This window comes from Coprococcus sp. TM115-187, assembly GCF_027679115.1.
GTDB lineage: Bacteria > Bacillota > Clostridia > Lachnospirales > Lachnospiraceae > Allocoprococcus > Allocoprococcus comes.
Window position 1 is genome coordinate 14,730 of sequence record NZ_JAQEKS010000016.1, and the last position, 23,812, is coordinate 38,541.

Genomic DNA, 23,812 nt, shown 5'->3' on the forward strand with positions numbered 1-23,812 from the left:
TATAAAATATGACTTTTTTACAATCTTTTCATAAATTTTTCATTGATTTCTAAAAAACGCCTACTTATAATAGAGAGGACGACACTTAGGAGGTAGGTATGGATAACCAGAATAATAGAAATAAGCAAAACCTTCCGGGAAATAATAACCCGAATAATAAAAATAACCGCCAAAGATGGAATATTATATTATTTACCGTTATGCTGATCTCGTTTATCGTATTTGCGTTGTATCAGTTCCGGGAAGACACAGATGCCCGGGAGATTACCTATGATCAGTTCCTGAACATGGTAGATTCCGGGGAAATTAAGAAAGTTGTGATCGAGGATGACAAGATTGTGATCACAGCGAAGACAGAAGCTGAGATGAAGAACAGCAAGAAAAAAGGCGCTTCGGAGAGCGATGTGGTCGAAGGTTCTGTAGCAGATAACAACGACAGCAGCAGTAAGGACAGCAGCGATGACAGTACAGGTCTGTTCAGTAATGTGACAAGGAAGCAGTATTATACCGGTATTGTGAAGGATGATACCCTTTCGGACAGACTGTATAAAGCAGGTGTTGAGTATGAACAGAAGATACCGGATTCTACATCTTATATGGTGATGAATCTTCTGGTCAACATTGTTCCGCTTGTGATCATGATCGGTCTGGGCGTGATGCTGATGCGCCGTATGACAAAGGGTGGCGGCATGATGGGCGTTGGAAAGAGCAATGCCAAGATGTATGTGGAAAAATCTACCGGAGTCACATTTAAGGATGTAGCCGGTCAGGATGAAGCAAAAGAATCCTTGCAGGAAGTAGTCGATTTCCTGCATAACCCTGGCAAATACACCGGAATCGGAGCGAAGCTTCCGAAAGGAGCACTTCTTGTAGGTCCTCCCGGAACCGGTAAGACACTTCTTGCAAAAGCAGTTGCCGGAGAAGCAAAAGTACCGTTCTTCTCTCTTTCGGGTTCTGCATTTGTTGAGATGTATGTCGGTGTCGGAGCGTCAAGAGTACGTGACCTCTTTAAGCAGGCACAGCAGATGGCGCCGTGTATTATTTTTATCGATGAGATCGATGCGATCGGAAAAAGCAGAGATTCACAGCTTGGTGGTAATGATGAAAGAGAACAGACACTGAATCAGCTCCTTGCAGAGATGGATGGATTTGACAGTAATAAAGGTCTTCTGCTTCTTGCGGCAACGAACCGTCCGGAGATCCTGGATCCGGCGCTTCTCCGTCCGGGAAGATTTGACAGACGTATCATCGTAGATAAGCCAGATCTCAAGGGACGTATTGATGTCCTGAAAGTACATGCCAAAGATGTTAAGATGGATGAAACAGTCAATCTGGAAGAGATTGCACTTGCAACTTCCGGGGCAGTCGGTTCTGATCTTGCCAATATGATCAACGAGGCTGCGATCAATGCAGTAAAAAAAGGAAGAAATGTTGTATCCCAGGCAGACCTTTTTGAGGCTGTTGAGGTCGTTCTTGTGGGTAAAGAGAAGAAAGACCGTATCATGAGCCAGAAAGAACGCCGTATCGTATCATACCATGAAGTCGGTCATGCACTGGTAACTGCCCTTCAGAAGGACGCAGAACCGGTACAGAAGATTACAATCGTTCCGAGAACCATGGGTGCACTCGGTTATGTGATGCAGACACCGGAGGAAGAGAAGTTCCTGAATACCAAGGCTGAGCTGGAAGCAATGCTGGTGACAGCCCTTGCAGGACGTGCAGCAGAGGAACTGGTGTTTGACACAGTTACAACCGGAGCATCGAACGATATTGAGCAGGCAACCAAGATTGCAAGAGCGATGGTAACACAGTATGGTATGTCTGAAAAATTCGGACTTATCGGACTGGAATCTATCCAGAACCGCTATCTGGACGGAAGAGCTGTTATGAACTGCGGAGAGGCAACCGCGGCAGAAATCGATCAGGAAGTTATGAAGATGCTGAAGGGAGCATATGCAGAAGCGAAGAGAATGCTTTCCGAGCATCGTGAAACGATGGATCAGATCGCCGGATTCCTGATTGAGAAAGAGACGATCACCGGAAAAGAATTCATGAAGATTTACCGCAGATGTGAAGGAATTCCGGAACCGGAAGAAAAGAAAGAAGAGAATTCTGTAAAAGAGCAGACGATCGAGATGCCGAAGAAAGAGGCAGATACCGAAGCTGCACAGCAGGAAGAGAAAGAAACGCAGAAGAAAGTAGAAAGAGACGAAGACGGATTCATCCTTCCGCAGAAGCGTGACTAGTCTAAAATAACAGAAGATGCAGAGGTTTCAGAACAATAGGTTCTGGAGCCTCTTTTTTTCTGTAGATTCTTTTGAAAGAATGACTTGTATTGTCTGCAGGAAGCAAGGTATAATGTGACTATGGAAAATCAGACATTTATTATTGAAGACGAACTTAAAAAACTTCCTGGGAAACCGGGAGTCTATCTGATGCATGGGGAAAAGGACGAGATCATTTATGTTGGAAAGGCGATCAGCCTGAAGAACCGTGTCAGACAGTATTTTCAGCCGAGCAGGAACAGGGGAGCCAAGATTGACCAGATGGTGACGCATATCACCCGGTTTGAGTATATCGTGACGGATTCGGAACTGGAAGCACTGGTTCTGGAATGCAATCTGATCAAGGAACACCGGCCAAAGTACAATACGATGCTGATGGATGATAAGAGTTATCCATTTATCAAAGTGACAACCGGCGAAGCATATCCAAGGATTATGATGGCAAGGCAGATGAAGAAGGACAAGTCAAAGTATTTCGGCCCTTATACCAGTGTGACGGCGGTAAAAGATACGATCGAACTGATCCGGAAGCTTTACCGTCTGCGTAGCTGTAACCGCATCCTTCCGCGCGATATCGGGAAAGAAAGATGCTGTCTCTATCATCATATCAAGCAGTGCGATGCACCGTGTCAGGGGTATATTTCGCAGGAAAAATACAGAGAGTCGGTTGATGAAGTACTCAAATTCCTGGGAGGAAATTATGATAAAATCTTAAAGGATCTGGAGAAAAAGATGCAGGAGGCATCGGATGATCTGGAATTTGAGAAAGCAATTGAATACCGGGAGCTTCTGCACAGCGTGAAGCAGATTGCACAGAAGCAGAAGATTACCGATACAGGGGGCGAGGACCGGGATATTGTGGCTCTTGCAAGAGAGCATGAGGATGCGGTGGTACAGGTATTCTTTATCCGCAATGGTCGTCTGATCGGCAGAGATCATTTTTATCTGCGGATTGCCCAGGGAGATGAAAATGCAGAGATCCTCTCCAGCTTTATTAAGCAGTTTTATGCCGGAACGCCATATATTCCGGGCGAACTGATGCTTCCGGTAGAACCGGAAGAGCGGGAGATCCTGGAAGCATGGCTTGGAGAAAAACGTGGGCATAAGGTTCATTTCCGTATCCCGAAAAAAGGGGAAAAAGAAAAGCTTGTTGAGCTTGCGGCGAAAAATGCAAAGATGGTACTGGAAAAAGATAAGGAGCGTATCAAGCGTGAAGAAGGAAGAACGATCGGTGCAGTAAAAGAAATAGAAAAGTTGCTTGATCTTAATAACCTGGTGCGTATGGAGGCGTATGATATTTCCAATACCAATGGATTTGCCTCGGTAGGGTCGATGATCGTTTATGAGAGGGGAAAACCGAAACGAAACGATTATCGTAAGTTCCACATTAAGGGTGTGCAGGGGGCGGATGATTATGCAAGTATGCGTGAGGTCCTCACCAGAAGATTCCGGCATGGTCTGGAGGAACAGAAAAGCGGGAAAGAGCTGGGAAGTTTTAATGTTTTTCCGGATCTGATCATGATGGATGGTGGAAAAGGACAGGTTAATATAGCACTGGAAGTACTGGATGAACTTCATATATCCATTCCGGTATGCGGTATGGTCAAAGATGACCACCATCGGACGAGAGGACTCTACTATCAGAATATCGAGATTCCGATCGACCGCAATTCCGAAGGGTTTCGACTGATCACAAGAGTGCAGGATGAGGCGCACAGATTTGCTATAGAATTTCACCGGAAACTGCGTAGTCAGGGACAAGTGCATTCGATCCTGGATGATATTCCGGGAATCGGACCTGCGAGAAGAAAAGCACTGATGCGGACATTTGCCAGTCTGGATGAGATTAAGAATGCAGAGGTGGAAGATTTGAAAAAAATTCCATCAATGGATGAAAAATCAGCCAAAAGCGTGTATAATTTTTTCAGAGGAAGCGAAATGGAAGATACAGAAGCTACTCGGATGGAAGAACAATAAAAGGAGACAGGACTATGGGAGTAACATTAACAAAAATCGTAGAGAAGATGGAACTTAGAAATCTTACTCCGGATGTCGATATGACACAGCGGGAAGTAAAAATTCCGGATATTAACCGTCCGGCACTTCAGCTCGCCGGATTTTTTGATCATTTTGATTGCGAACGGATTCAGCTTATCGGATATGTAGAGTACACTTATCTGCAGACACTGGAATATGAGCATAAGATGAAAATATATGATACACTGCTTGATTATGGGATTCCATGCTTTATTTTCTGCAGAAATCTGCAGCCGGATCCGGAATTTCTGGAGAAAGCAGTGAAGAACAATATTCCGGTATTTATTACGGATAAACAGACCTCTTCCTTTTCAGCAGAACTGATCCGCTGGATGAAAGTGGAACTGGCACCGTGTATTTCAATTCACGGGGTACTGGTGGACTGTTATGGAGTCGGTGTTCTGATCATGGGAGACAGCGGTATCGGTAAAAGTGAGGCGGCACTGGAGCTGATCAAGCGAGGCCATCGTCTGGTAACAGATGACGTGGTGGAGATCCGGAAGGTGAGTGATGATACTCTTGTTGGTACAGCACCGGATATTACCCGCCATTTTATTGAACTTCGCGGAATTGGTATCATTGACGTAAAGACGCTGTTTGGTGTGCAGAGTGTAAGAGAGACACAAAATATTGATCTCGTCATCACGCTTGAGGACTGGAACAAGGATCGTGAGTACGACAGGCTTGGACTTACTGAGGAGTATACAGAATTTCTTGGTAATAAGGTTGTATGCCACAGTATTCCAATCCGTCCGGGACGTAATGTTGCCATTATCGTAGAATCAGCGGCAGTCAACCACAGACAGAAACAAATGGGCTATAACGCAGCTCAGGAGCTGTACCGCCGGGTACAGGAAAATCTAAAAAAGAATATGTAAGGAGCAGGAGACAGATGAAATATTGTTTTGGTATCGATATAGGCGGAACGACAGTAAAGATGGGACTTTTTCAGGAAGACGGAGAGCTTCTTGACAAATGGGAGATCAAGACACGTACGGAGAACCAGGGAGAAGCAATCCTCCCGGATATTGCACAGGCAGTGAAAGCGAAGATGGCAGAGAAGGACCTGGTGAAAGAACAGATCATCGGACTTGGAATGGGGCTCCCGGCACCGGTAAACGAGGATGGAATTGTTCAGAATACAGCAAATCTCGGATGGGGATACAAAGAAGTCACACGTGAACTGGAAGAACTTCTTGACGGAATGAAAGTGATTCCGGGGAATGATGCAAATGTAGCTGCGCTTGGTGAGATGTGGAAAGGTGGCGGAAAAGGCCACAAGAATGTTATTATGGTTACCCTTGGAACCGGTGTTGGCGGTGGAATCATCGTGGATGGAAAGTGCCTTGTAGGGGCACACGGTGCTGGCGGAGAGATCGGTCATCTGTGTGTAAACTACCAGGAGACAGAAACCTGTGGATGTGGAAAGAAAGGCTGTCTGGAACAGTATGCTTCTGCAACAGGGATCACAAGACTTGCCAATATGCGTCTTGCAAAAGATGAGAAACCAAGTACCCTCAGAAATGTGGCAGAGATGTCTGCGAAAGAAGTGTTTGATGCAGTGAAAGCCGGAGACGAAGTTGCAATCGAAATCGCAACTGAATTTGGAAAGTATCTGGGACATGCGCTGGCGAACCTTGCAGCTGCATGTGATCCGGCGGTTATCGTAATCGGCGGAGGGGTATCAAAAGCCGGAGAGGTTCTGCTGGATTACATCAAAGGACCATTTAAAGAAATGGCATTCTTTGCAGATAAAGATACAGAATTTGCACTTGCAGAGCTTGCAAATGATGCAGGAATCTGCGGAGCAGCAAAACTGGTACTGAAATAAGTGAAAGATATTATAAAAAAACAAAAATCTTGTGAGAAATATTTAACATTCTTGCAAGATTTTTTTTGCAGAAGAAAATGAAGAATGAGAAATGTTTACATTTGACATTCTTCACAAAATGATGTAAACTTATCGTAGTAACATTGTTAAATAAGTCTATAAACTCTAAATAATTGTGAAAAGGAAGACAAAATGATAATACGTAAAACATTAAGAGAGCAAGTAGTTGAAATTTTAAGACACAAGATTTTATCAGGAGAGATCAAACCGGGAGAACGAATTATAGAGGCAAAAGTAGCAGAAGAGCTGAAAGTCAGCAGAGGTCCTTTAAGAGAAGCTCTCAGGCAGATCGAAGAAGAAGGGCTGGTTGTATATGAAGCACAGAAAGGCTGTGTAGTAAAGACGATGACTTATGAAGAGATGCAGGAAACATACCTGATCCAGTCTACGCTTGAGAAACTGGCAGTGCAGATGTGCGGGGGAGAGATCAGCAAAGAACAGGATGAAGAGATGCAGAAGCTTGTTCTTTCCATGGAGAAAGCGGCCAATCAGAAAAATCTGTATGATGTTATAAAATTCGATGAACAGTTCCATGAATGTATTGTGAAGACCGCACACAGTGAAAAACTTCATAGAATCTGGAAAATACTGGAAGGAGGGAATACGGCGGCATATTATACGATGGATACAAAAACTCTGGTACCATTTGATGTGGTCCACATCAATCATCAGAGAATTTTGGATCTGTTTCATAAAGGGACAGTCGAAGATATCTGTAAAGAGATAGAAATCCACTACATGGTTGTCCCGCATGTTCTGTATGAAAATCAAAAGAAAAAAGGAGAAAGGAACTGAAGGTATGGTTAAATTTATTGGGAAAAGGCTGACATATGCTGTGTTGACATTGTTCTTGATTGCCACAGCAACATTTTTTCTGGTAGCAGGTGCTCCGGGAGATCCGATCGCTGCAAAAGTCGGACAGATGCCGGAACAGGCACAGGAAATCATCCGTGAGAAATACGGACTGGACCAGCCGGTAGTAAAGCGGTATACAACGTATATGAAGAATCTTCTGACGACAGGAGATTTTGGGGAATCAATTATTTATACCGGACAGTCAGCAAATGATATTATAAAAAATAATACGTTGGTATCGGCGAAGATTGGGTTATTGGGATTGCTGTTCCAGGTGACGATTGGTATCAGTCTTGGAATGGTTGCAGCACTGAACCGGGGAAAACCGGTGGATCATGTCATAAGGGTACTCGTTGTATTGGCAATTTGTGTTCCTAGTTTTGTATTTGCATCGGTATTGCAGTATTTTCTTGCATTCAAATGGAAACTGGTGCCGGTATTTGGCTGGGGAGAATTAAAACACTATATTCTTCCTGTTGCCGCCTATGCAATCGGAGGAATTGCATCTTATACAAAATATATGAGGAGCAGTACACTGTCTGTAATTGGGGAAGATTATATTATCACAGCGAAAGCAAAGGGATGTACGAAAAAAAGAGTGGTACGGAAACATATTTTGAGAAATGCAATGCTTCCGATCATTACAATGATCGGACCTTCTCTGGCAGGAATTTTTGCAGGATCATTCATCCTTGAACGTATGTTTGCGATTCCGGGACTTGGATTCTACTATGTAAAAGCAGTTTCGGATAATGATTATACGATGGTAATCGGTCTTACAATTTTCTTTGCTATTTTGTTCGTTGGCTCGCTGATTGTCGTAGACATTCTGTACGGAATCGTCGATCCGAGAATCCGAGTTGCAAAAGGTAAGAAATAGGAGGGATTCTGATGAGTACAAAAGAGGTAGTAATGACAGAAGAATGGAATGAATCAGATGATTTTAAACGTGTTGGGACGGAAGGATTATCTGGTGAAGATATCGGACAGAAATCCCTGACCTATTGGGCGGATGTCTGGAGAAGATTTAGGGAAAACAAACTTGCAATATTTGGTCTTATATTATTAGGCGTGATCGTAGTGATCCTGTTTGTCGGACCGCTGATCACAGGACAGGATTATCAGTTGATCGATGCGTCGATCAAGAATCAGGGACCAAGCAGTGCACACTGGTTTGGCACAGATGATATGGGAAGAGATCTCTTTACCCGTGTCTGTGTAGGCGGACGTATTTCAATCTATATTGGTTTATGTTGTACATTGGTAATGTTTGTGATCGGAGCACTCCTTGGAGCACTGGCAGGATTAAAAGGCGGCCTGGTAGATGACATCATCATGCGTATCTGCGAATTTATCGGAAACCTGCCATATCTGATCATTGTAGTAATTTTATCCATGGTACTTGGAAGAAGTATGTTCTCCCTTGTTTTTGCAATGAGCCTTACCGCGTGGGTAGGAACTGCGCGTATGGTAAGAGGACAGATCCTTCAGATCAAGGAACAGGATTATGTGCAGGCAGCAACAGCACTTGGCGCGTCAACGGGACGTATTATTATCAAACATCTTCTTCCGAATACACTTGGAATTATTATGGTTGATATTACGATGTCAGTTCCGGGATTTATTTTCAGTGAGGCTTTCTTAAGTTATATCGGACTTGGAGTAAGACCACCGGAAACCAGCTGGGGAGCACTTGCATCAGCAGGACAGCAGCAGCTTATGTTTTACCCACATGAATTGTTCTTCCCATGTCTGATGATCGTACTTACAATGCTGACTTTCCATCTGATCGGTGATGGACTTTCAGATGCATTGGATCCGAAGCTGAGAAAATAAAAGGGGGAACTACAAGATGAAAGAAAAAATACTGGAAGTGAAAAATCTGGAGGTATCTTTTAAGACCTACGCCGGAATCTCACACGCAGTAAGAGGAATAGATTTTGATCTGCATAAGGGAGAAACTCTTGCGATAGTAGGAGAGTCTGGTTGTGGTAAGACGGTATCTTCAAAAGCAATCATGCGATTGCTTCCAGAATCAAACACATTATTAAATGAAAATTCTGAAGTATTGTTTCATGGGGAAGATCTTCTGAAAAAGTCAGAAAATGAAATGGTTTCTATTCGAGGAAGCAAAATTTCAATGATTTTCCAGGATCCAATGACTTCACTGAATCCGACCATGAAGATCGGAGATCAGATTGCGGAAAGTATTCTGATCCATAGACAGATTTCTAAAGAAGAAGCACATAAAGAAGCTTTAGAAATGTTGCAGCTGGTTAAAATACCAAATGCAGAAAAACGAATGAAACAGTATCCATTTGAGTTTTCCGGCGGTATGAGACAGAGAGCGATGATCGCAATTGCGCTTGCATGTAAACCGGAAATCCTGATCGCAGACGAGCCGACCACTGCTCTGGACGTAACGATCCAGGCACAGATCATGGAGCTGATCGGAGAATTGCAAAAAGAACTGGATATGGCGATGATCCTTGTAACACACGACTTAGGTGTTGTAGCGAGCGTTGCAGATAAGATTCAGGTTATGTATGCAGGAAAAATTGTAGAACGTGGTGATGTACGAGAAATTTTCTATCAGTCTACACATCCTTACACGAGAGCTCTTCTGGATTCCGTTCCGAAGATCCATTCTACAAATAAAGAAACATTGTATTCCTTAAAAGGAACGCCGCCGGATCTTATTAATCCACCGGTTGGATGTTCTTTTGCTCCACGTTGCGAGTATGGAATGAAGATCTGCAGAAAGAAATATCCGGAGCTTACAAAATTCAGTGATACACAGGAATGTAACTGCTGGCTTCACGATCCAAGAGCGGATGTGAGCAATCTTCCTGAGAATATGATAAGGAGGAGACAGTAACCATGGATAAGAAAGAAGTATTGATCGAAGTAAAAGATTTGAAGAAGTATTTTCAGGTTGGAAGAAACCAGACACTGAAGGCAGTGGATAGAGTAAACTTTAAGATCTATAAAGGTGAGACTCTTGGAATTGTAGGTGAATCCGGCTGTGGAAAAACAACCTGTGGAAAGACAGTTATGGGGCTTTATAAGGCAACAGACGGTGAGGTTCTTTTTGACGGAGTCGATATTAATAAACTGAATAAAAAAGAAAAGAAAGAGTTTACAAAAAGAGCTCAAATTATTTTCCAGGATCCGTATTCTTCACTGAATCCAAGAATGACAGTCGGTGACATCATTGGGGAAGGAATTGATATCCATAAGCTTTACACTGGTAAAGAACGTCAAGAAAAGATTTATGAATTACTGGAACTGGTCGGACTTAACAGAGAGCATGCACTTCGTTTCCCTCATGAGTTTTCGGGTGGACAAAGACAGCGTATCGGAATTGCAAGAGCACTTGCAATCGAACCGGAATTTATTGTCTGTGATGAGCCAATCTCTGCACTTGACGTTTCCATTCAGGCACAGGTTGTTAACCTGCTGATCGAACTTCAGCAGAAGAAAAATCTGACCTATCTCTTTATCGCACATGATCTGTCTATGGTAAAACATATTTCAGACCGTGTCGGTGTAATGTATCTGGGAAATATGGTTGAATTTGCAGAGAGTGATGAGTTATATCAGAAACCATTTCATCCATATACAAAGGCGTTGATGGCAGCGATTCCGATTCCGGATCCGGATACAGAAGAACAGAAGACGAGAATTCGACTGGAAGGAGAGATTCCAAGCCCGGTTAATCCAAAACCTGGATGTAGATTTGTGACGAGATGCAGATATGCAACAGAAAAATGTCATCAGGAAACACCGAAGCTTGAGGAACTCGCACCGGAACACTTCGTAGCTTGTCACAGAGCAAAAGAGTTGATGGAAGATCACCCGCAAGCGTAATCTTGCTGGATATAAAGGAGGAAGACTATGAAAAAAAGAAAAACATTAGCAATGGGGCTTGCAGTAGCAATGGCTGTCAGCTGTCTGGCAGGCTGCGGCGGAGATGACAAAAAAGCAAGTTCTGACGGAAAAACAGAACAGGTTCTGAACATCTCCAACAACAGTGTGGTTGTCGGACTGAACCCGCTGATCAACACAACTGGTCCTGATAACGAAGCATTTAATATGGTGTTAGACCCACTCGTTAAAAGAGTAACTCGGGCTGGAAATACTTATGAGATCATTCCTGCTGCAGCAGAAAGCTGGGATATAAGTGAAGACGGACTTACTTATACCTTCCACATGAACAAAGATGCAAAGTGGAGTGATGGAACGAAAGTAACAGCAAATGACTTTGAATTTACTTTCCAGAAGATGGCAACTCCTTCCGTTGCAGCAACAAACGCATGGCTGTTTGACGGAGTTATCGAGAACTTCTCAGAAGCTCTTTATGATCAGGGAAAGAAACCGGAAGATATCGGTGTACACGCCATTGATGAAGATACATTGGAAATCAAAATTATCCACCCGGCATCTTACTTCCTGGAACTGGTTTCTTCATCAGCTTATCCGGTAAACAAAGCAATGTATGAAGAGCTTGGAAGTGATTATGCAACATCTGAAACAAAGACTGTATTTAACGGACCATTCAAGATTGAAAGCTGGAGCCAGAATACAGAAATGGTAGTGGTAAGAAATGACCAATACTGGGGAGCTGACGATGTGAAGCTTGACAAGATCAATTGCAAGGTCATTCAGGAATCAGGTACTGCAGTTCAGTCTTACATCAACGGTGAGTTGGATGTGATCGGTACAACGGATGCAAACTGGGGAAAGACTATCGAAGAACAGGGAGAATCTGAATCTTATCAGGTTCCGAATAGTTCACCGGAATTCTTCATGCTGAATGCAGCAAACGAATATCTGTGTAATGAAAAGATCAGACAGGCTTTAACTGTAGCTTATGACCGTCAGGAAATGATCGATACTCTTCGTAATGGAAAAGGTGTTCCGATTTATTCTATGATGCCAGATACTGTCCAGGTTGGAGAAAAAACTTACACAGAATTAGTTGGCGGAAAGAATCATTTCGTTCAGGAACTTCAGGAAGAAATCAAAGATCCGAAAGCTTTACTTATTGAAGGATTAAAAGAACTTGGTAAAGATCCAGACCCGTCAAAGGTAACAATCCGTTATGCAAGCCGTGGTACAGCTGAAGTATCTAAAAAGATTGCTGAATGGATGAAGCAGCAGTGGGAAAGCGTTCTTGGAATCAATGTCGAAATCGATATGATGGAATGGAACATCATGTGGGATAAGATTGACGCCGGTGATTACGATATCGCAACAGGCGGATGGGGACCATACTACAATGAACCAAGTGCTCTTCTTCAGTTATTCGATCCTGATAATGGATACTTCAACGCAGAAAAGACAGGATGGTCAGGAGAAGATCCTAAGAAATACCAGGAACTTTTAAATGAAGCAAAATTTGAAGTTGATGACCAGAAGAAGGCAGAGCTTTATCTGCAGGCAGAAGAACTGGTTGTTAAGTCAGGACTGATCGAACCTACTTATGTTGAAGAGGCACCTACATTTGTTAAGAAATATGTGAAGAACTACTTCGTTTCTACAAATGGTCAGGTTGATTTCTCTCAGGTTTATATTGAAAAATAGTATATTGACTTACAGAGTAAACTAAATTGAAATGTCATAGAGGTTATAAAACCTCTATGGCACTTTAGGTTTAAAAAATAAAAGTAAATGGAGAAATGATTATGTATGTAATTAAAAATGGAACCATTCATACCGGAACAGGTGAAGTGCTTGAAAACTATGATATCTTAATCGAGGGGGAAAAGATTAAGAAAATCGAAAAGAATATCTGTGAAGCAGATGCAGAAATTATCGATGCAACAGGAAAACAGGTTTTCCCTGGTTTCATCGATCCACATTCTTCTATCGGAGCTATGGGGATTCCGACTCGTTACAGAGATAATGCAGAAACTACAAATGTAATTAATCCGGATCTGAGCGTGAAGTATGCCATCGATCCAGATGAAGTGAATGCACAGGAATTCTATAAATCAGGAATTACATCTGTTGGATTTTCACCGGATCACTGCAATGTGATCGGAGGACAGATTACAGTATGTAAGACAGCTCCGGATCATATGGCAAACCGTATTGTAAAAGAGCACGCAGCAATGAAGGGAAGCGTATGCTCAACCGTTAAGGATGTATATGGTGCAAGTAACCAGATGCCGAAAACAAGAATGGGAATTTTCCATTTGCTCAAAGAAGCAATCAGAAAAGATGACCTTTTGAAGAAATATCAGATGCCATTTGTCATCGCTGCAGAAACTGCAGGTGAGATTCAGTGTCTTATGGAGCTTCTGAAAGATGAAGATATCCAGCTTACAATCGTAGATGGATTTGAATTCGGCGATGCGATCGAAGAACTGAAAGAAAAGAAAGTTGGAATTATCTTTGGTAATTTCAGCAATCTGTCACAGATTTCAAAACATGAAATCGACCTTTCCAGATTAAAAGAACTGGTAGAAAACGGAAACCGCATCGCATTTACAAACACATGCAAAGGTGCTTCTGAAGGTAGAGAAGTATTCATCTGGAGTGCGATCGAAGTATATCGTGCAGGAATCGATGCCGAGGATGTAGTAAAAATGATGACGATCCAGCCAGCCGAGATGCTTGGTGTTGCAGATCGGATCGGAAGTATCGAAGTTGGAAAAGATGCGGACATCACAATTTACAGTGATCATCCTGTAAAATCTTATGCGGCACACGTACAGTTTTGTATGATAAATGGAAAGGTGGTATTATCGTAATGCAGACATTAATCAAAAATGGTATTTTGTATACAATGACAGAGGATAAGGGCATCTTTCAGGGTGATATTCTCGTCGAAGGAACAAAGATCAAAGAAGTGGCAGAACATATCAGTGAAGACTGCTTAGAGGATGGAGATAAGCTCATTGAGGCAGAAGGATATTATGTTCTTCCGGGACTTATCGATGCACATTCTCACATCGGATTATTTGATTTCAATGTGGATCCGGGTGTAGACGATGCCAATGAGATGACAAATCCGGTTACTCTTTCTGCTGATGCACGTTTTGGAACAAATCCAAAAGCAAGAGAATTTAAAGTAGCTTATGAGCACGGAATCACAACCATGCTTCTGACTCCGGGAAGCGGAAATGTATTCTGCGGACTTCCGTTTGCACTTAAAACTTATGGAAACAATGTGTTTGATATGACAATCAAATCACCATGTGCTGTAAAGATTGCTCTTGGCGGTAATCCGAAAAATACATACGGAGATCAGAAAAGACTTCCGATGACAAGAATGGGAATCGCTAAGGTTCTGGATGATACCTTTGCAAAAGCAAAGAAATACATGGAAGACAAAGAACAGAATAAAGAAGTGGAGTATGATCCGGATATGGAAGCTCTTTGCCTGGCTTTAAAAGGAGAAATTCCATGTAAGATCCACTGTACACAGTATGATATGCTCACAGCAATTGAGATAGCGAAAAAATACAACGTACACTTCTCATTAGAACATGCATGGGGAGCAACCGATTATCTGGATGAAATCGTGGAAAGCGGATGCGATATATGCTACGGACCGATTGCAACTTACCGTAGTCCTGGAGAACGTAGAAAAATCGATGTGGAAGCTGTAAAAATGCTGGATGACAGAGGGGTGAATGTGGCGATGATCACTGATTCACCGATTCTGAGTGAAGAATCCCTGTATCATCATGTGGGAGAAGCAGTGCGTGAAGGACTTGCACAGGAGAGAGCAGTAAGAACGGTTACGATCAATGCTGCAAAGGTGCTGGGTGTAGAAGACCGTCTGGGAAGCCTGGAAGAAGGAAAAGATGCAGATATTATTGTAATGAAAGGAAAACTCGGACTTGATACCGATGCAATGGTATATTATACGATGATTGAAGGTGAGATCGTATATCAGAAATAGAGGACCAGAGCGATAGATAAAAAAGAGAGATCAGTGAATTTCAATATTCACTGATCTCTTTTTGCTCTAATCAAATGATGGATTCTTACTGTCCATTGCCAGAATCTGAGCCACCGGTATTGCCGGAATCAGTGCCGCCACCGGTATTACCGGAATCGCCACCGGTATTACCAGAATCGCCACCGGTATTACCAGAATTGCCACTATTATTACCGGAATCAGTGCCGCCGCCAGTATTGCCGGAATCACCGCCGGTACCACCGGTAGTATCCCCATTAGTGCCGGTAGAGTTACCGGAGGAGTTTCCACCTGTTGTACTATTAGAATCGGATTTGTCATTCGAATTTTTTGTACTGTTTGTGGTAGTTGACTTGCTTGCATGTCCGGAACATGTCTCGGTCGGGACAGTATCCGGATCAAACCATTCGGTCTGTGACGGACAGCCGGAACCGGCAAGTTTACCGGAAATTGTACATACGCTCTTCTGAACGAGAGAACCTGGCATCTCGAAGTCTTTGTAGGTAAGTCCCAAAGCTTCATCGATCCGGTTCATGATCTTAGCCCAGATCTTGAAATGATAGTTCCAGCTTCCTTCAGACATTTCCTGGTTACCATCGTAACCCATCCAGATACCACAGGTATAATACGGTGTAAATCCTTCGAACCAGAAATCACGGTTGTCGGAGGTTGTACCGGATTTACCGGATGCAGGCATATTATTGAGCTGTGCATCGGTTGCAGTACCCTTTGTGACAACATCCTGCATGGCGTTGGTAAGAAGTGCTGCAGTTGTATCTTTGATCACAGTGTGGCTTTCCGGATTGGAGTTGTCGATCAGGACATTACCATCATGATCCAATACCTTTGTGTACAGGGATGGTTTGTTATATACACCGCCGTTTGCAATGGATGCATAGGCTGCTGTCAGTTCATAGTTGTAAACACCATGGGAAATACCACCAAGAGCAAGAGACTCTACAGCATCGTCTTCGGTAAGTGTGGAAAGCCCAAATTTCTCGCAGTATTCAAAACCAAGATTGATACCAATCTTATTCAATGTCTTTACCGCAATGATGTTCATGGACTGTTCGATCGCCTGACGGTATGTTACGGTACCTTTATAGTAATCGCCCCACCAGTTATGAACCTGATGATGTTCAAGGTCGTGCTGATAGTAGTATTCTTCATCAACTTCGGTGGTAGCAAGTGTAAGATCTGCGCTGTCCAATGCCGGAGCGTATACGGCAAGAATCTTGAATGTAGAACCTGCGTTACGGGTAGAACCCTTGTATGCGCGGTTCAGTCCACGGTTGGTTGTTTTTTGTCCACGGCCACCGACAAGAGCTTTGATCTGCCCTGTTTTCTGATCGATGATGGTAAGTGAAGTCTGCGGCTGTGGAGAGAGGTTGACGTACTCATCATAGGTCTCGCCATCCTGGAGAAGACTGTTACGGAATGCGTCAATTCTTTCCTGTGCAGCTTCCTGTGATCCGAAGAGAAGTCCTTCATCATCACCGTACTGATCTGCCCCGAATTGTTTCAGGTGTCCGGCACTGTAGTTATCTACCGAGCCATCAGTATGATAGACTGTGAGGGCATAATCAACACCCCAGTCAATATTGGCCGGATAATTGTTGTCATCATTCAATTCTTCATCACAGATGTTCTGCATCGTAAGATTCTGAGTTGAATAAATGGTGAGACCACCGCTGTACAGTGCGTTCTCTGCCTGTGTCTGGGAATATCCAAGTCCGTCTTCTGAGGTGAGATCTTCGATCAGCTGCTCAGACAGGGCATCAACAAAATAAGAGTTGACGGTGTTGGTCTCTTCGATCCGTGTATTTACGTTCTGAATTCTGGAATATACGTCATCTGCCAGTGCTTCATCATGGGCAGCCTGGTCGATCCAGCCCTGATCGAGCATATTATCCAGAACTTTTTTGCGGCGGGTTGCGTTGTCTTCCGGATTGGTGATCGGATTGTATCTTCCCGGATTCTGTGTGATTGCAGCGATGGTTGCAGATTCGGAAAGGTTAAGTTCATTGACATCCTTATTAAAATATCTCTGTGCGGCTGACTGTACTCCCAGACAGTCCTGACCAAGGTTGATCGTGTTCAGGTAGCTTTCAAGGATTGAATCTTTATCAAGCTGCTTTTCAACCTGAATTGCGAGATACTGTTCCTGGATCTTACGTTCCAGCTTTTCTTCAAAAGTGCTTTCATTTACAAAGTCAGGGAAGACATTGTTCTTGATCAGCTGCTGGGTAATGGTACTGGCTCCTTCAGAGAAGTTGCCACCATGAGTGATACCAACAACAAAAGCACGGATAATACCTTGGATATCAACACCGTTATGCTTGTAAAAACGGGAGTCTTCGATTGCGACGAATGCATGCTGCAGATCCTCCGGGATCTGATCAATCGTCTTATATACACGGTTGGCACCTGCACCGGTGAATTCGGCTATTGTTGTCGTGCCGTCATCTGCAAGTGCGGTGGACGTATAACCCTGTGGTTTGATGCTGTCAGCTGTAATCTCAGGTGCATTATCAATCACATGCCTGATGATAAAGCCACCTCCGATCGCTGCGAGGATACAGCAGACAAAGATACATAATAGAAAACCTTTAAAAAGGCGAACGCCCAGTTTCTTTTTGTGCATATTCTTTTTCGATGTTATGCGTTTTTGTTTTTTAGAAGCTTTTCGCTTTCCATAATTCATGAATGCTTCCTCCTTCATATTGCAATATTATATCAAACTTGATAATTTAAATAAAGGAAAACTTGAAAACTTCAATGTTCCATTTTACAAAATTAAGAAAAATTTCGGAAATATAGGGAAATTGTAACATTTTTGTAATTTTCTTGCATCTGAAGAAATAGATTTGTATACTGGAAATAGTGAAAATATAAGGAAAATGAAGGGAAAAACGCAGACATGCAGGAAGAATACAAAACAGTATACCGGGGAGGAGAAGGGGAAATTGTTGAAAAGAAATCCCGTTTTATCGCAACGGTAAGACCGGTACACTCAGAAGAAGAAGTACTGGCATTTATAGAAGAAGTGAAGAAAAAATACTGGGACGCAAGACATAACTGTTTTGCTTATGTGATCGGTGTAACAAATCCAACTCTGAGATGTAGTGATGACGGGGAGCCTGCAGGTACAGCAGGAAAACCGATGCTGGATGTGCTTACAGGGGAAGGTCTTCACGATACGGCGGTTGTTGTGACCAGGTATTTTGGCGGGACGCTTCTGGGAACAGGTGGCCTGGTGCGGGCTTATCAGGGAGCAGTAAAGGAAGGTCTTCAGGCAAGTACTGTGATCACAAAGCGCCTGGGTTACCGGTATGAGATTGGAACGGATTATACCGGACTTGGGAAGATCCAGTATATCCTCGGACAACGGCAGATCAGTGTGCAGGATACACAGTATACGGATAAAGTGCTGATGAAGGTGATTCTTCCTTATGATCAGGAGCAATGTGTGGTTTCCGAGATTACAGAGGGAACAAATGGACAGGCTGTGATCGAAAAAGGAGACAGCTGCTATTTTGCGGAGGATGGAAAAGAAATCCTGGTTTTTGAGGAATAGAACAGGAAAAAGAACCCCTATACAGAACGGAGAATCCGTTCTGTATAGGGGTTTTAATGTCTTAGTATACAGGAGGAACTGCAGACAGCAGGTTCTCTGTATGAGCTTATTGGTTTACTGGAATTCCGGTTCGATCAGACCGTAGGTTCCATTCTTTCTCTTATATACAACATTGACTTCGTCTGTCTCAGCATTGCTGAATACGTAGAAGTTATGTCCGAGAAGTTCCATCTGAATGCAGGCATCCTCCGGGAACATTGGTTTGATGCCGAAACGTTTGGTACGGACGATCTCAATCTCGTCTGACTCTGTTGCCGAAGTATCGGATTCAATAAATTCCTGACGGAAATCATGTCCGCCCTGCTGTTTTGCAATCAGTTTGGTTTTATACTTTCTGAGCTGACGCTCGATAATTTCTTCTACGAGATCAATGGATACATACATATCGCTGCTTTCCTGCTCGGAACGGATAATGTTTCCTTTTACAGGGATCGTAACTTCGATTTTCTGACGTTCTTTTTCTACACTGAGTGTAACGATAATGTCAGTTTCAGGAGTAAAATACTTTTCCAGTTTTCCTAATTTCTGTTCTACAGCCTGTCTGAGACCAGGTGTGATGTCAATGTTTCTTCCGCTAATGATAAAATTCATACAGCTCAACTCCTTTTTTTCTCATATTTCTCATAGTATGTACGGAGATAAGTGCATCTATAAGAGCTTGACCGGCAGGATGTATAGATAGTTTTTATATCCTTCCGGCTATAGCTACATTATACTCTATCATAGGGGAGAGATGCAATGGTAAATGCAAAAAAATTATTAAAATTCTGTAAAGAAAACTGAATTATCAGAAAATTCTGTCAATGTATGGAGCGGATTACTTCGATACGACTGATCTTGCCATTATGCATTTTGGCAACGCGCAGACCAAAATTATCGAAGAATGTACTTGCACCAACACCAATTTCTGTTTTTTCCTGTTCAAATCTTTTAGTGATCACGTCATATAAGGTTTGTTCATCTTCATATGGAATATGGACGTGCAGGATGCTGTTTACAATCCGTGCTTTTGTAGTAGCACGGAAAATGATTTTTTCAGATTCATCAAATTCAATAAAAAGGAATTTTCTGGTTGCAAATAAAAGTGCGATGGAGATCACACCGATCAGGCTGGATACCGGATTATTATGTGCCATGATCACCTGTCTGGCGATGGCAAATAACAGCACCTCAAACACAGTGGAAGGCTTGTGCTGATAAAGCATACGGATCAGCTCGACACCAATGATCAGATTGAAACAGGTTTCTACCAGGTCTTCGTAATTTGGATAAATATTCAGATCCGGAACATTTGGCATGGACAGGATCAGCTGGACAAGCAGAATGATGATTCCGGCAGCCAGAACGAATGAAATGATAAATTCCAGAAGTACGGTCAGCTTATGGAGTGCTGCGTTTAAGTATTTTTTCATAAAAAATCCCCCTTGTTCGTTGTATACAAAGATTGTAACGGATACAAGGGGGAAGTGTAAAGAAAAATCTATAGTTTTTTACTGGAAATTGCTTCTCTTACGGAGTTTCGGATCCAGAATCTTTTTACGGATACGCAGGCTCTTCGGTGTGACTTCCAGAAGTTCATCGGTATCGATGAAATCAAGTGCTTCTTCCAGACTGAGGATTCTCGGCGGAGTAAGCTTTAAGGCTTCATCAGCGCTTGAAGAACGGGTATTGGTAAGGTGTTTGGTCTTACATACATTCAGTTCGATATCATCTGTCTTCGCATTCTGACCGATTACCATACCGGAGTAAACCTTTTCACCAGGTCCGATGAAGAGTGTTCCACGATCCTGTGCGTTGAACAGACCGTAAGCTACAGCTTCACCTGTCTCGAAGGCGATCAGGGATCCCTGGCTTCTGTACTGGATATCTCCTTTATACGGAGCGTAGCAGTCAAAGGCTGTGTTCATGATACCGTTACCTTTTGTATCGGTCAGGAATTCTCCACGATAACCGATCAGACCTCTTGACGGGATGGAGAATTCAAGACGGGTGTATCCGCCATTAGACATTCCCATGTTGCGGAGTTCGCCTTTTCTCTGGCTTAATTTATCGATAACTGTACCTGTAAATTCATCCGGTACATCAATGTATACGGTTTCCATTGGCTCGAGCTGCTTGCCGTTTTCGTCTTTTTTGTAAAGAACTTCGGCTTTGCTGACTGCGAATTCATAACCTTCACGACGCATGTTTTCAACGAGGACGGAAAGATGAAGCTCTCCACGTCCGGATACCTTGAAGCTGTCTGTGTTGTCTGTCTCTTCAACACGAAGGCTGACGTCTGTATTCAGTTCACGGAACAGACGGTCACGGAGGTGACGGGAAGTGACGAATTTACCCTCCTGTCCTGCAAACGGACTGTCGTTGACAACGAACTGCATTGCGATCGTAGGCTCGGAAATCTTCTGGAATTCGATCGGAACCGGATTGTCCGGCGAACAGATCGTATCACCGATGGAAATATCTGCAATACCGGAGATTGCAACGATAGAACCGATGCCTGCTTCTTTTACTTCTACTTTATTCAGACCGTCAAATTCATATAATTTGCTGATCTTTACTTTTTTCTGTTTGTCCGGATCATGATGGTTTACAACAACTACATCCTGGTTGACAGAAATCGTTCCGTTATCGACTTTTCCAACACCGATACGGCCAACGTATTCATTGTAATCGATGGTGCTGATCAGCATCTGTGTACCTGCATCAGGATCTCCTTCCGGAGCCGGGATGTAATCCAGGATGGTCTCAAACAGAGGAACCATGTCTTTCGGTTCATCGTCGATATTGTAAGTTGCATATCCGTCTCTTGCAGAAGCAAAAAGGAACGGGCAGTCAAGCTGTTCGTCGGATGCGCCAAGATCGATGAGAAGTTCAAGAACTTCATCGATAACTTCATCCGGACGTGCTTCCGGACGGTCGATCTTGTTGATACATACAATAACCGGGAGCTTCAGTGCAAGAGCTTTTTTCAAAACGAATTTGGTCTGTGGCATGGCACCTTCAAAAGCGTCAACCAGAAGAACCACTCCATTGACCATCTTAAGGACACGTTCTACTTCTCCACCGAAATCGGCATGTCCAGGAGTGTCAATGATATTGATCTTTGTATTTTTATAAACAACTGCAGTGTTTTTGGAAAGAATGGTAATTCCACGTTCACGTTCGATATCGTTGGAATCCATTACTCGTTCGGCTACTTCCTGATTTTCACGGAAAACACCGCTCTGTTTTAAAAGTTCATCTACTAATGTTGTTTTACCATGGTCAACATGGGCGATGATAGCGATATTTCTAATGTCTTCACGTTTTGTCTTCATATTCTCAAAACCCTTCTTATTACCTATTTAAAGTTACAACCCGTATAGTTTATCACATTTTGAAAAATTTACAAGTAGAAAGAAAAAAATTTGACTTTCTGCAAAAAAAGAGTTTACTTTTTGTTCTAAAAACTGGAAAAGCTTCATAGATTAGATAGTGATCAAGAGTAAGAACGCGGTAAAATACGCCTGCGAAGAGGAAGGAGATTTACATTATTATGTCAGATAAGATTATTGAAAATAACCAGGTAACGATCATGGGAAAGGTAGCAACTGAATTTTCGTTCAGCCATGAGGTCTTCGGAGAAGGCTTTTATATGGTAGAGGTAGAAGTGAAAAGACTGAGCAATTCAGAAGACCGTATTCCGCTGATGATCTCAGAGAGACTGATCGATGTGACACAGGATTATACCGGAGAGTATATTATGGTGCACGGGCAGTTCCGCTCTTACAACCGGCATGAAGAGCAGAAAAACCGTCTGGTATTATCCGTGTTTGTACGGGAGATTTCCTTTATGGAAGAAGAACCTGACGGGACAAAGACCAACAGTATCTGGCTGGATGGCTATATCTGCAAGGAACCGATCTACCGAAAGACACCGCTTGGAAGGGAGATCGCAGATCTTTTGCTTGCGGTTAACCGCCCGTATGGAAAATCTGATTATATTCCATGCATCTGCTGGGGGAGAAATGCAAGATATGCCTCCGGCTTTGAAGTGGGAGAGCATGTACAGCTTTTGGGAAGGATCCAGAGCAGGGAATATGTAAAACGGATCTCAGATACCGAGACAGAAAAGAGGATTGCCTATGAAGTTTCGGTCAGTAAGCTGGAAAAGACTCTGATTGACAGTGCCTGTATTTAATGCTAAACTTAATTTGATTGTTTAGTATCATAAAGCAACATGTCAGGAGGAATATTATGGCTATATTTACAGGATCAGGAGTGGCACTTGTAACGCCGTTTCATGAAGACGAGAGTATAAATTATGACAAACTGGATGAAATGCTGGACTACCATTGTACACATGGGACCGACAGTATTATCATCTGCGGAACAACAGGTGAATCCTCTACTTTATCAGAAGAAGAGCACATGGAATGCATCAAATTTGCAATCGAGCGTGTCAAGGGAAGAATCCCGGTGATCGCAGGTACCGGTTCCAACAGTACCTACACAACGATCCAGATGTCAAAAGAGGCAGTAGAAGACGGTGCAGACGGACTGCTGCTTGTAACACCATATTATAACAAATGTACACAGGACGGACTGATCGCACATTATACCGCTGTTGCAAAAGAAGCAAAAGCACCAATCATCCTTTACAGTGTGGCGAGCCGTACCGGTGTGAATATTGCTCCGGAGACAGTTGCAGCTTTACATAAAAGTATAGAGAATATTGTTGCGGTAAAAGAAGCATCAGGCAATATTTCCCAGATTTCAAAGATCATGCAGCTGACAGATGGCAAGATCGATCTGTATTCAGGCAATGATGACCAGATCGTACCGCTCCTTTCTGTTGGAGGAAAGGGTGTCATCTCAGTTCTTGCGAACGTGGCTCCGCAGTATACACATGACATCTGTGCAAAGTTCTTTGAAGGAGATGTCAAGGGAAGCTGTAAGATGCAGCTGGATGCGATTCCGCTGATCGAGAAGTTATTCTGTGAAGTGAATCCGATTCCGGTTAAAAAGGCTTTAAATCTGATGGGATGGCAGGCAGGTCCTTTGCGTATGCCTTTGACAGAGATGACAGAAGCACATACAGCACAGCTTGCAAAAGAACTGGAAGCATTTGGAATTAAACTGGCATAATAAAGGGTCAGATTATAGAGAAAAGGGACTGACTGGAGTATCCATCA

Annotated in this window: 19 protein-coding genes; 15 read left to right on the plus strand and 4 right to left on the minus strand. The window is 43.0% G+C overall.

Annotated elements, in window-relative coordinates:
* The first annotated feature begins 98 nt into the window (after window positions 1-98).
* The 12 genes from ftsH to PGW42_RS10880 all read left to right on the plus strand — a co-directional run bounded on the left by ftsH (window position 99) and on the right by PGW42_RS10880 (window position 14,983).
* Window positions 99-2,246: an ATP-dependent zinc metalloprotease FtsH gene (ftsH, locus tag PGW42_RS10825; protein WP_270203580.1), complete on the plus strand. Its 2,148-nt coding sequence runs from the start codon at window positions 99-101 to the stop codon at window positions 2,244-2,246.
* 120 nt (window positions 2,247-2,366) lie between these two features.
* A complete protein-coding gene (gene uvrC, locus PGW42_RS10830; RefSeq protein ID WP_117824783.1) occupies window positions 2,367-4,262 on the plus strand; it encodes an excinuclease ABC subunit UvrC in 1,896 nt (631 codons plus the stop codon).
* 14 nt (window positions 4,263-4,276) lie between these two features.
* A complete protein-coding gene (gene hprK, locus PGW42_RS10835) occupies window positions 4,277-5,200 on the plus strand; it encodes an HPr(Ser) kinase/phosphatase (protein ID WP_117835624.1) in 924 nt (307 codons plus the stop codon).
* A gap of 14 nt (window positions 5,201-5,214) precedes the next feature.
* Window positions 5,215-6,153 (plus strand): ROK family glucokinase, encoded by a 939-nt coding sequence (locus tag PGW42_RS10840; protein ID WP_117556939.1) that lies wholly within the window; start codon window positions 5,215-5,217, stop codon window positions 6,151-6,153.
* A gap of 192 nt (window positions 6,154-6,345) precedes the next feature.
* On the plus strand, window positions 6,346-7,008 hold the full coding sequence (locus PGW42_RS10845; RefSeq protein WP_178413730.1) for a GntR family transcriptional regulator: 663 nt from the start codon (window positions 6,346-6,348) through the stop codon (window positions 7,006-7,008).
* Between the two features lie 4 nt (window positions 7,009-7,012).
* Complete coding sequence (locus PGW42_RS10850) at window positions 7,013-7,948, plus strand: ABC transporter permease (RefSeq protein WP_270203581.1); 936 nt, start codon at window positions 7,013-7,015, stop codon at window positions 7,946-7,948.
* Window positions 7,949-7,959: 11 nt separating this feature from the next.
* Window positions 7,960-8,904, plus strand: coding sequence for an ABC transporter permease (locus tag PGW42_RS10855; protein WP_270203582.1), 945 nt, complete (start codon window positions 7,960-7,962; stop codon window positions 8,902-8,904).
* A gap of 16 nt (window positions 8,905-8,920) precedes the next feature.
* Window positions 8,921-9,946 (plus strand): ABC transporter ATP-binding protein, encoded by a 1,026-nt coding sequence (locus PGW42_RS10860; RefSeq protein ID WP_270203583.1) that lies wholly within the window; start codon window positions 8,921-8,923, stop codon window positions 9,944-9,946.
* A gap of 2 nt (window positions 9,947-9,948) precedes the next feature.
* Window positions 9,949-10,938 carry an ABC transporter ATP-binding protein gene (locus PGW42_RS10865; protein WP_270203584.1) on the plus strand — a complete coding sequence of 330 codons (990 nt, stop codon included), beginning with the start codon at window positions 9,949-9,951 and terminating at the stop codon, window positions 10,936-10,938.
* 27 nt (window positions 10,939-10,965) lie between these two features.
* Entirely contained in the window at window positions 10,966-12,654 is a 1,689-nt protein-coding gene (locus tag PGW42_RS10870) for a peptide ABC transporter substrate-binding protein (protein ID WP_270203585.1), read from the plus strand.
* A gap of 101 nt (window positions 12,655-12,755) precedes the next feature.
* Window positions 12,756-13,826: an amidohydrolase family protein gene (locus tag PGW42_RS10875; RefSeq protein ID WP_270203586.1), complete on the plus strand. Its 1,071-nt coding sequence runs from the start codon at window positions 12,756-12,758 to the stop codon at window positions 13,824-13,826.
* Window positions 13,826-14,983, plus strand: a complete 1,158-nt coding sequence (locus PGW42_RS10880) for an amidohydrolase family protein (protein WP_270203587.1) — start codon at window positions 13,826-13,828, stop codon at window positions 14,981-14,983. Before PGW42_RS10875 ends, PGW42_RS10880 begins: the two co-directional genes overlap by 1 nt.
* 85 nt (window positions 14,984-15,068) lie before the next feature.
* Here PGW42_RS10880 and PGW42_RS10885 read toward each other — a convergent pair whose 3' ends face one another.
* Complete coding sequence (locus PGW42_RS10885) at window positions 15,069-17,705, minus strand: transglycosylase domain-containing protein (protein WP_270203588.1); 2,637 nt, start codon at window positions 17,703-17,705, stop codon at window positions 15,069-15,071.
* A gap of 216 nt (window positions 17,706-17,921) precedes the next feature.
* Here PGW42_RS10885 and PGW42_RS10890 point away from each other — a divergent pair, with 216 nt between their 5' ends.
* Window positions 17,922-18,578 (plus strand): YigZ family protein, encoded by a 657-nt coding sequence (locus tag PGW42_RS10890; protein ID WP_008374480.1) that lies wholly within the window; start codon window positions 17,922-17,924, stop codon window positions 18,576-18,578.
* Between the two features lie 114 nt (window positions 18,579-18,692).
* On the opposite strand, the gene hpf is transcribed toward PGW42_RS10890, so the two are convergent.
* From hpf to typA, 3 genes are all read right to left on the minus strand, one after another.
* Complete coding sequence (gene hpf, locus PGW42_RS10895) at window positions 18,693-19,229, minus strand: ribosome hibernation-promoting factor, HPF/YfiA family (RefSeq protein ID WP_270203589.1); 537 nt, start codon at window positions 19,227-19,229, stop codon at window positions 18,693-18,695.
* A 209-nt stretch (window positions 19,230-19,438) separates the two neighbouring features.
* A complete protein-coding gene (locus PGW42_RS10900; RefSeq protein ID WP_008374483.1) occupies window positions 19,439-20,050 on the minus strand; it encodes a transporter in 612 nt (203 codons plus the stop codon).
* A gap of 78 nt (window positions 20,051-20,128) precedes the next feature.
* A complete protein-coding gene (gene typA, locus PGW42_RS10905; protein ID WP_117556949.1) occupies window positions 20,129-21,955 on the minus strand; it encodes a translational GTPase TypA in 1,827 nt (608 codons plus the stop codon).
* Between the two features lie 218 nt (window positions 21,956-22,173).
* Here typA and PGW42_RS10910 point away from each other — a divergent pair, with 218 nt between their 5' ends.
* Window positions 22,174-22,818 carry a single-stranded DNA-binding protein gene (locus PGW42_RS10910; protein ID WP_117556951.1) on the plus strand — a complete coding sequence of 215 codons (645 nt, stop codon included), beginning with the start codon at window positions 22,174-22,176 and terminating at the stop codon, window positions 22,816-22,818.
* A gap of 56 nt (window positions 22,819-22,874) precedes the next feature.
* On the plus strand, window positions 22,875-23,765 hold the full coding sequence (gene dapA / locus PGW42_RS10915; protein ID WP_270203590.1) for a 4-hydroxy-tetrahydrodipicolinate synthase: 891 nt from the start codon (window positions 22,875-22,877) through the stop codon (window positions 23,763-23,765).
* Window positions 23,766-23,812: the final 47 nt, after the last annotated feature.

Excerpts from the sequence above, each read along its gene's own strand:
- PGW42_RS10875 (WP_270203586.1), top strand. The coding sequence starts at position 12,756 with ATGTATGTAATTAAAAATGGAACCATTCATACCGGAACAGGTGAAGTG.
- PGW42_RS10845 (WP_178413730.1), top strand. The coding sequence starts at position 6,346 with ATGATAATACGTAAAACATTAAGAGAGCAAGTAGTTGAAATTTTAAGA.
- PGW42_RS10855 (WP_270203582.1), top strand. The coding sequence starts at position 7,960 with ATGAGTACAAAAGAGGTAGTAATGACAGAAGAATGGAATGAATCAGAT.
- PGW42_RS10910 (WP_117556951.1), top strand. The coding sequence starts at position 22,174 with ATGTCAGATAAGATTATTGAAAATAACCAGGTAACGATCATGGGAAAG.
- ftsH (WP_270203580.1), top strand. The coding sequence starts at position 99 with ATGGATAACCAGAATAATAGAAATAAGCAAAACCTTCCGGGAAATAAT.
- PGW42_RS10890 (WP_008374480.1), top strand. The coding sequence starts at position 17,922 with ATGCAGGAAGAATACAAAACAGTATACCGGGGAGGAGAAGGGGAAATT.
- PGW42_RS10880 (WP_270203587.1), top strand. The coding sequence starts at position 13,826 with ATGCAGACATTAATCAAAAATGGTATTTTGTATACAATGACAGAGGAT.
- PGW42_RS10850 (WP_270203581.1), top strand. The coding sequence starts at position 7,013 with ATGGTTAAATTTATTGGGAAAAGGCTGACATATGCTGTGTTGACATTG.
- hprK (WP_117835624.1), top strand. The coding sequence starts at position 4,277 with ATGGGAGTAACATTAACAAAAATCGTAGAGAAGATGGAACTTAGAAAT.
- hpf (WP_270203589.1), bottom strand. The coding sequence starts at position 19,229 with ATGAATTTTATCATTAGCGGAAGAAACATTGACATCACACCTGGTCTC.
- uvrC (WP_117824783.1), top strand. The coding sequence starts at position 2,367 with ATGGAAAATCAGACATTTATTATTGAAGACGAACTTAAAAAACTTCCT.
- typA (WP_117556949.1), bottom strand. The coding sequence starts at position 21,955 with ATGAAGACAAAACGTGAAGACATTAGAAATATCGCTATCATCGCCCAT.
- PGW42_RS10860 (WP_270203583.1), top strand. The coding sequence starts at position 8,921 with ATGAAAGAAAAAATACTGGAAGTGAAAAATCTGGAGGTATCTTTTAAG.
- PGW42_RS10865 (WP_270203584.1), top strand. The coding sequence starts at position 9,949 with ATGGATAAGAAAGAAGTATTGATCGAAGTAAAAGATTTGAAGAAGTAT.
- PGW42_RS10900 (WP_008374483.1), bottom strand. The coding sequence starts at position 20,050 with ATGAAAAAATACTTAAACGCAGCACTCCATAAGCTGACCGTACTTCTG.
- PGW42_RS10840 (WP_117556939.1), top strand. The coding sequence starts at position 5,215 with ATGAAATATTGTTTTGGTATCGATATAGGCGGAACGACAGTAAAGATG.
- dapA (WP_270203590.1), top strand. The coding sequence starts at position 22,875 with ATGGCTATATTTACAGGATCAGGAGTGGCACTTGTAACGCCGTTTCAT.
- PGW42_RS10885 (WP_270203588.1), bottom strand. The coding sequence starts at position 17,705 with ATGAATTATGGAAAGCGAAAAGCTTCTAAAAAACAAAAACGCATAACA.
- PGW42_RS10870 (WP_270203585.1), top strand. The coding sequence starts at position 10,966 with ATGAAAAAAAGAAAAACATTAGCAATGGGGCTTGCAGTAGCAATGGCT.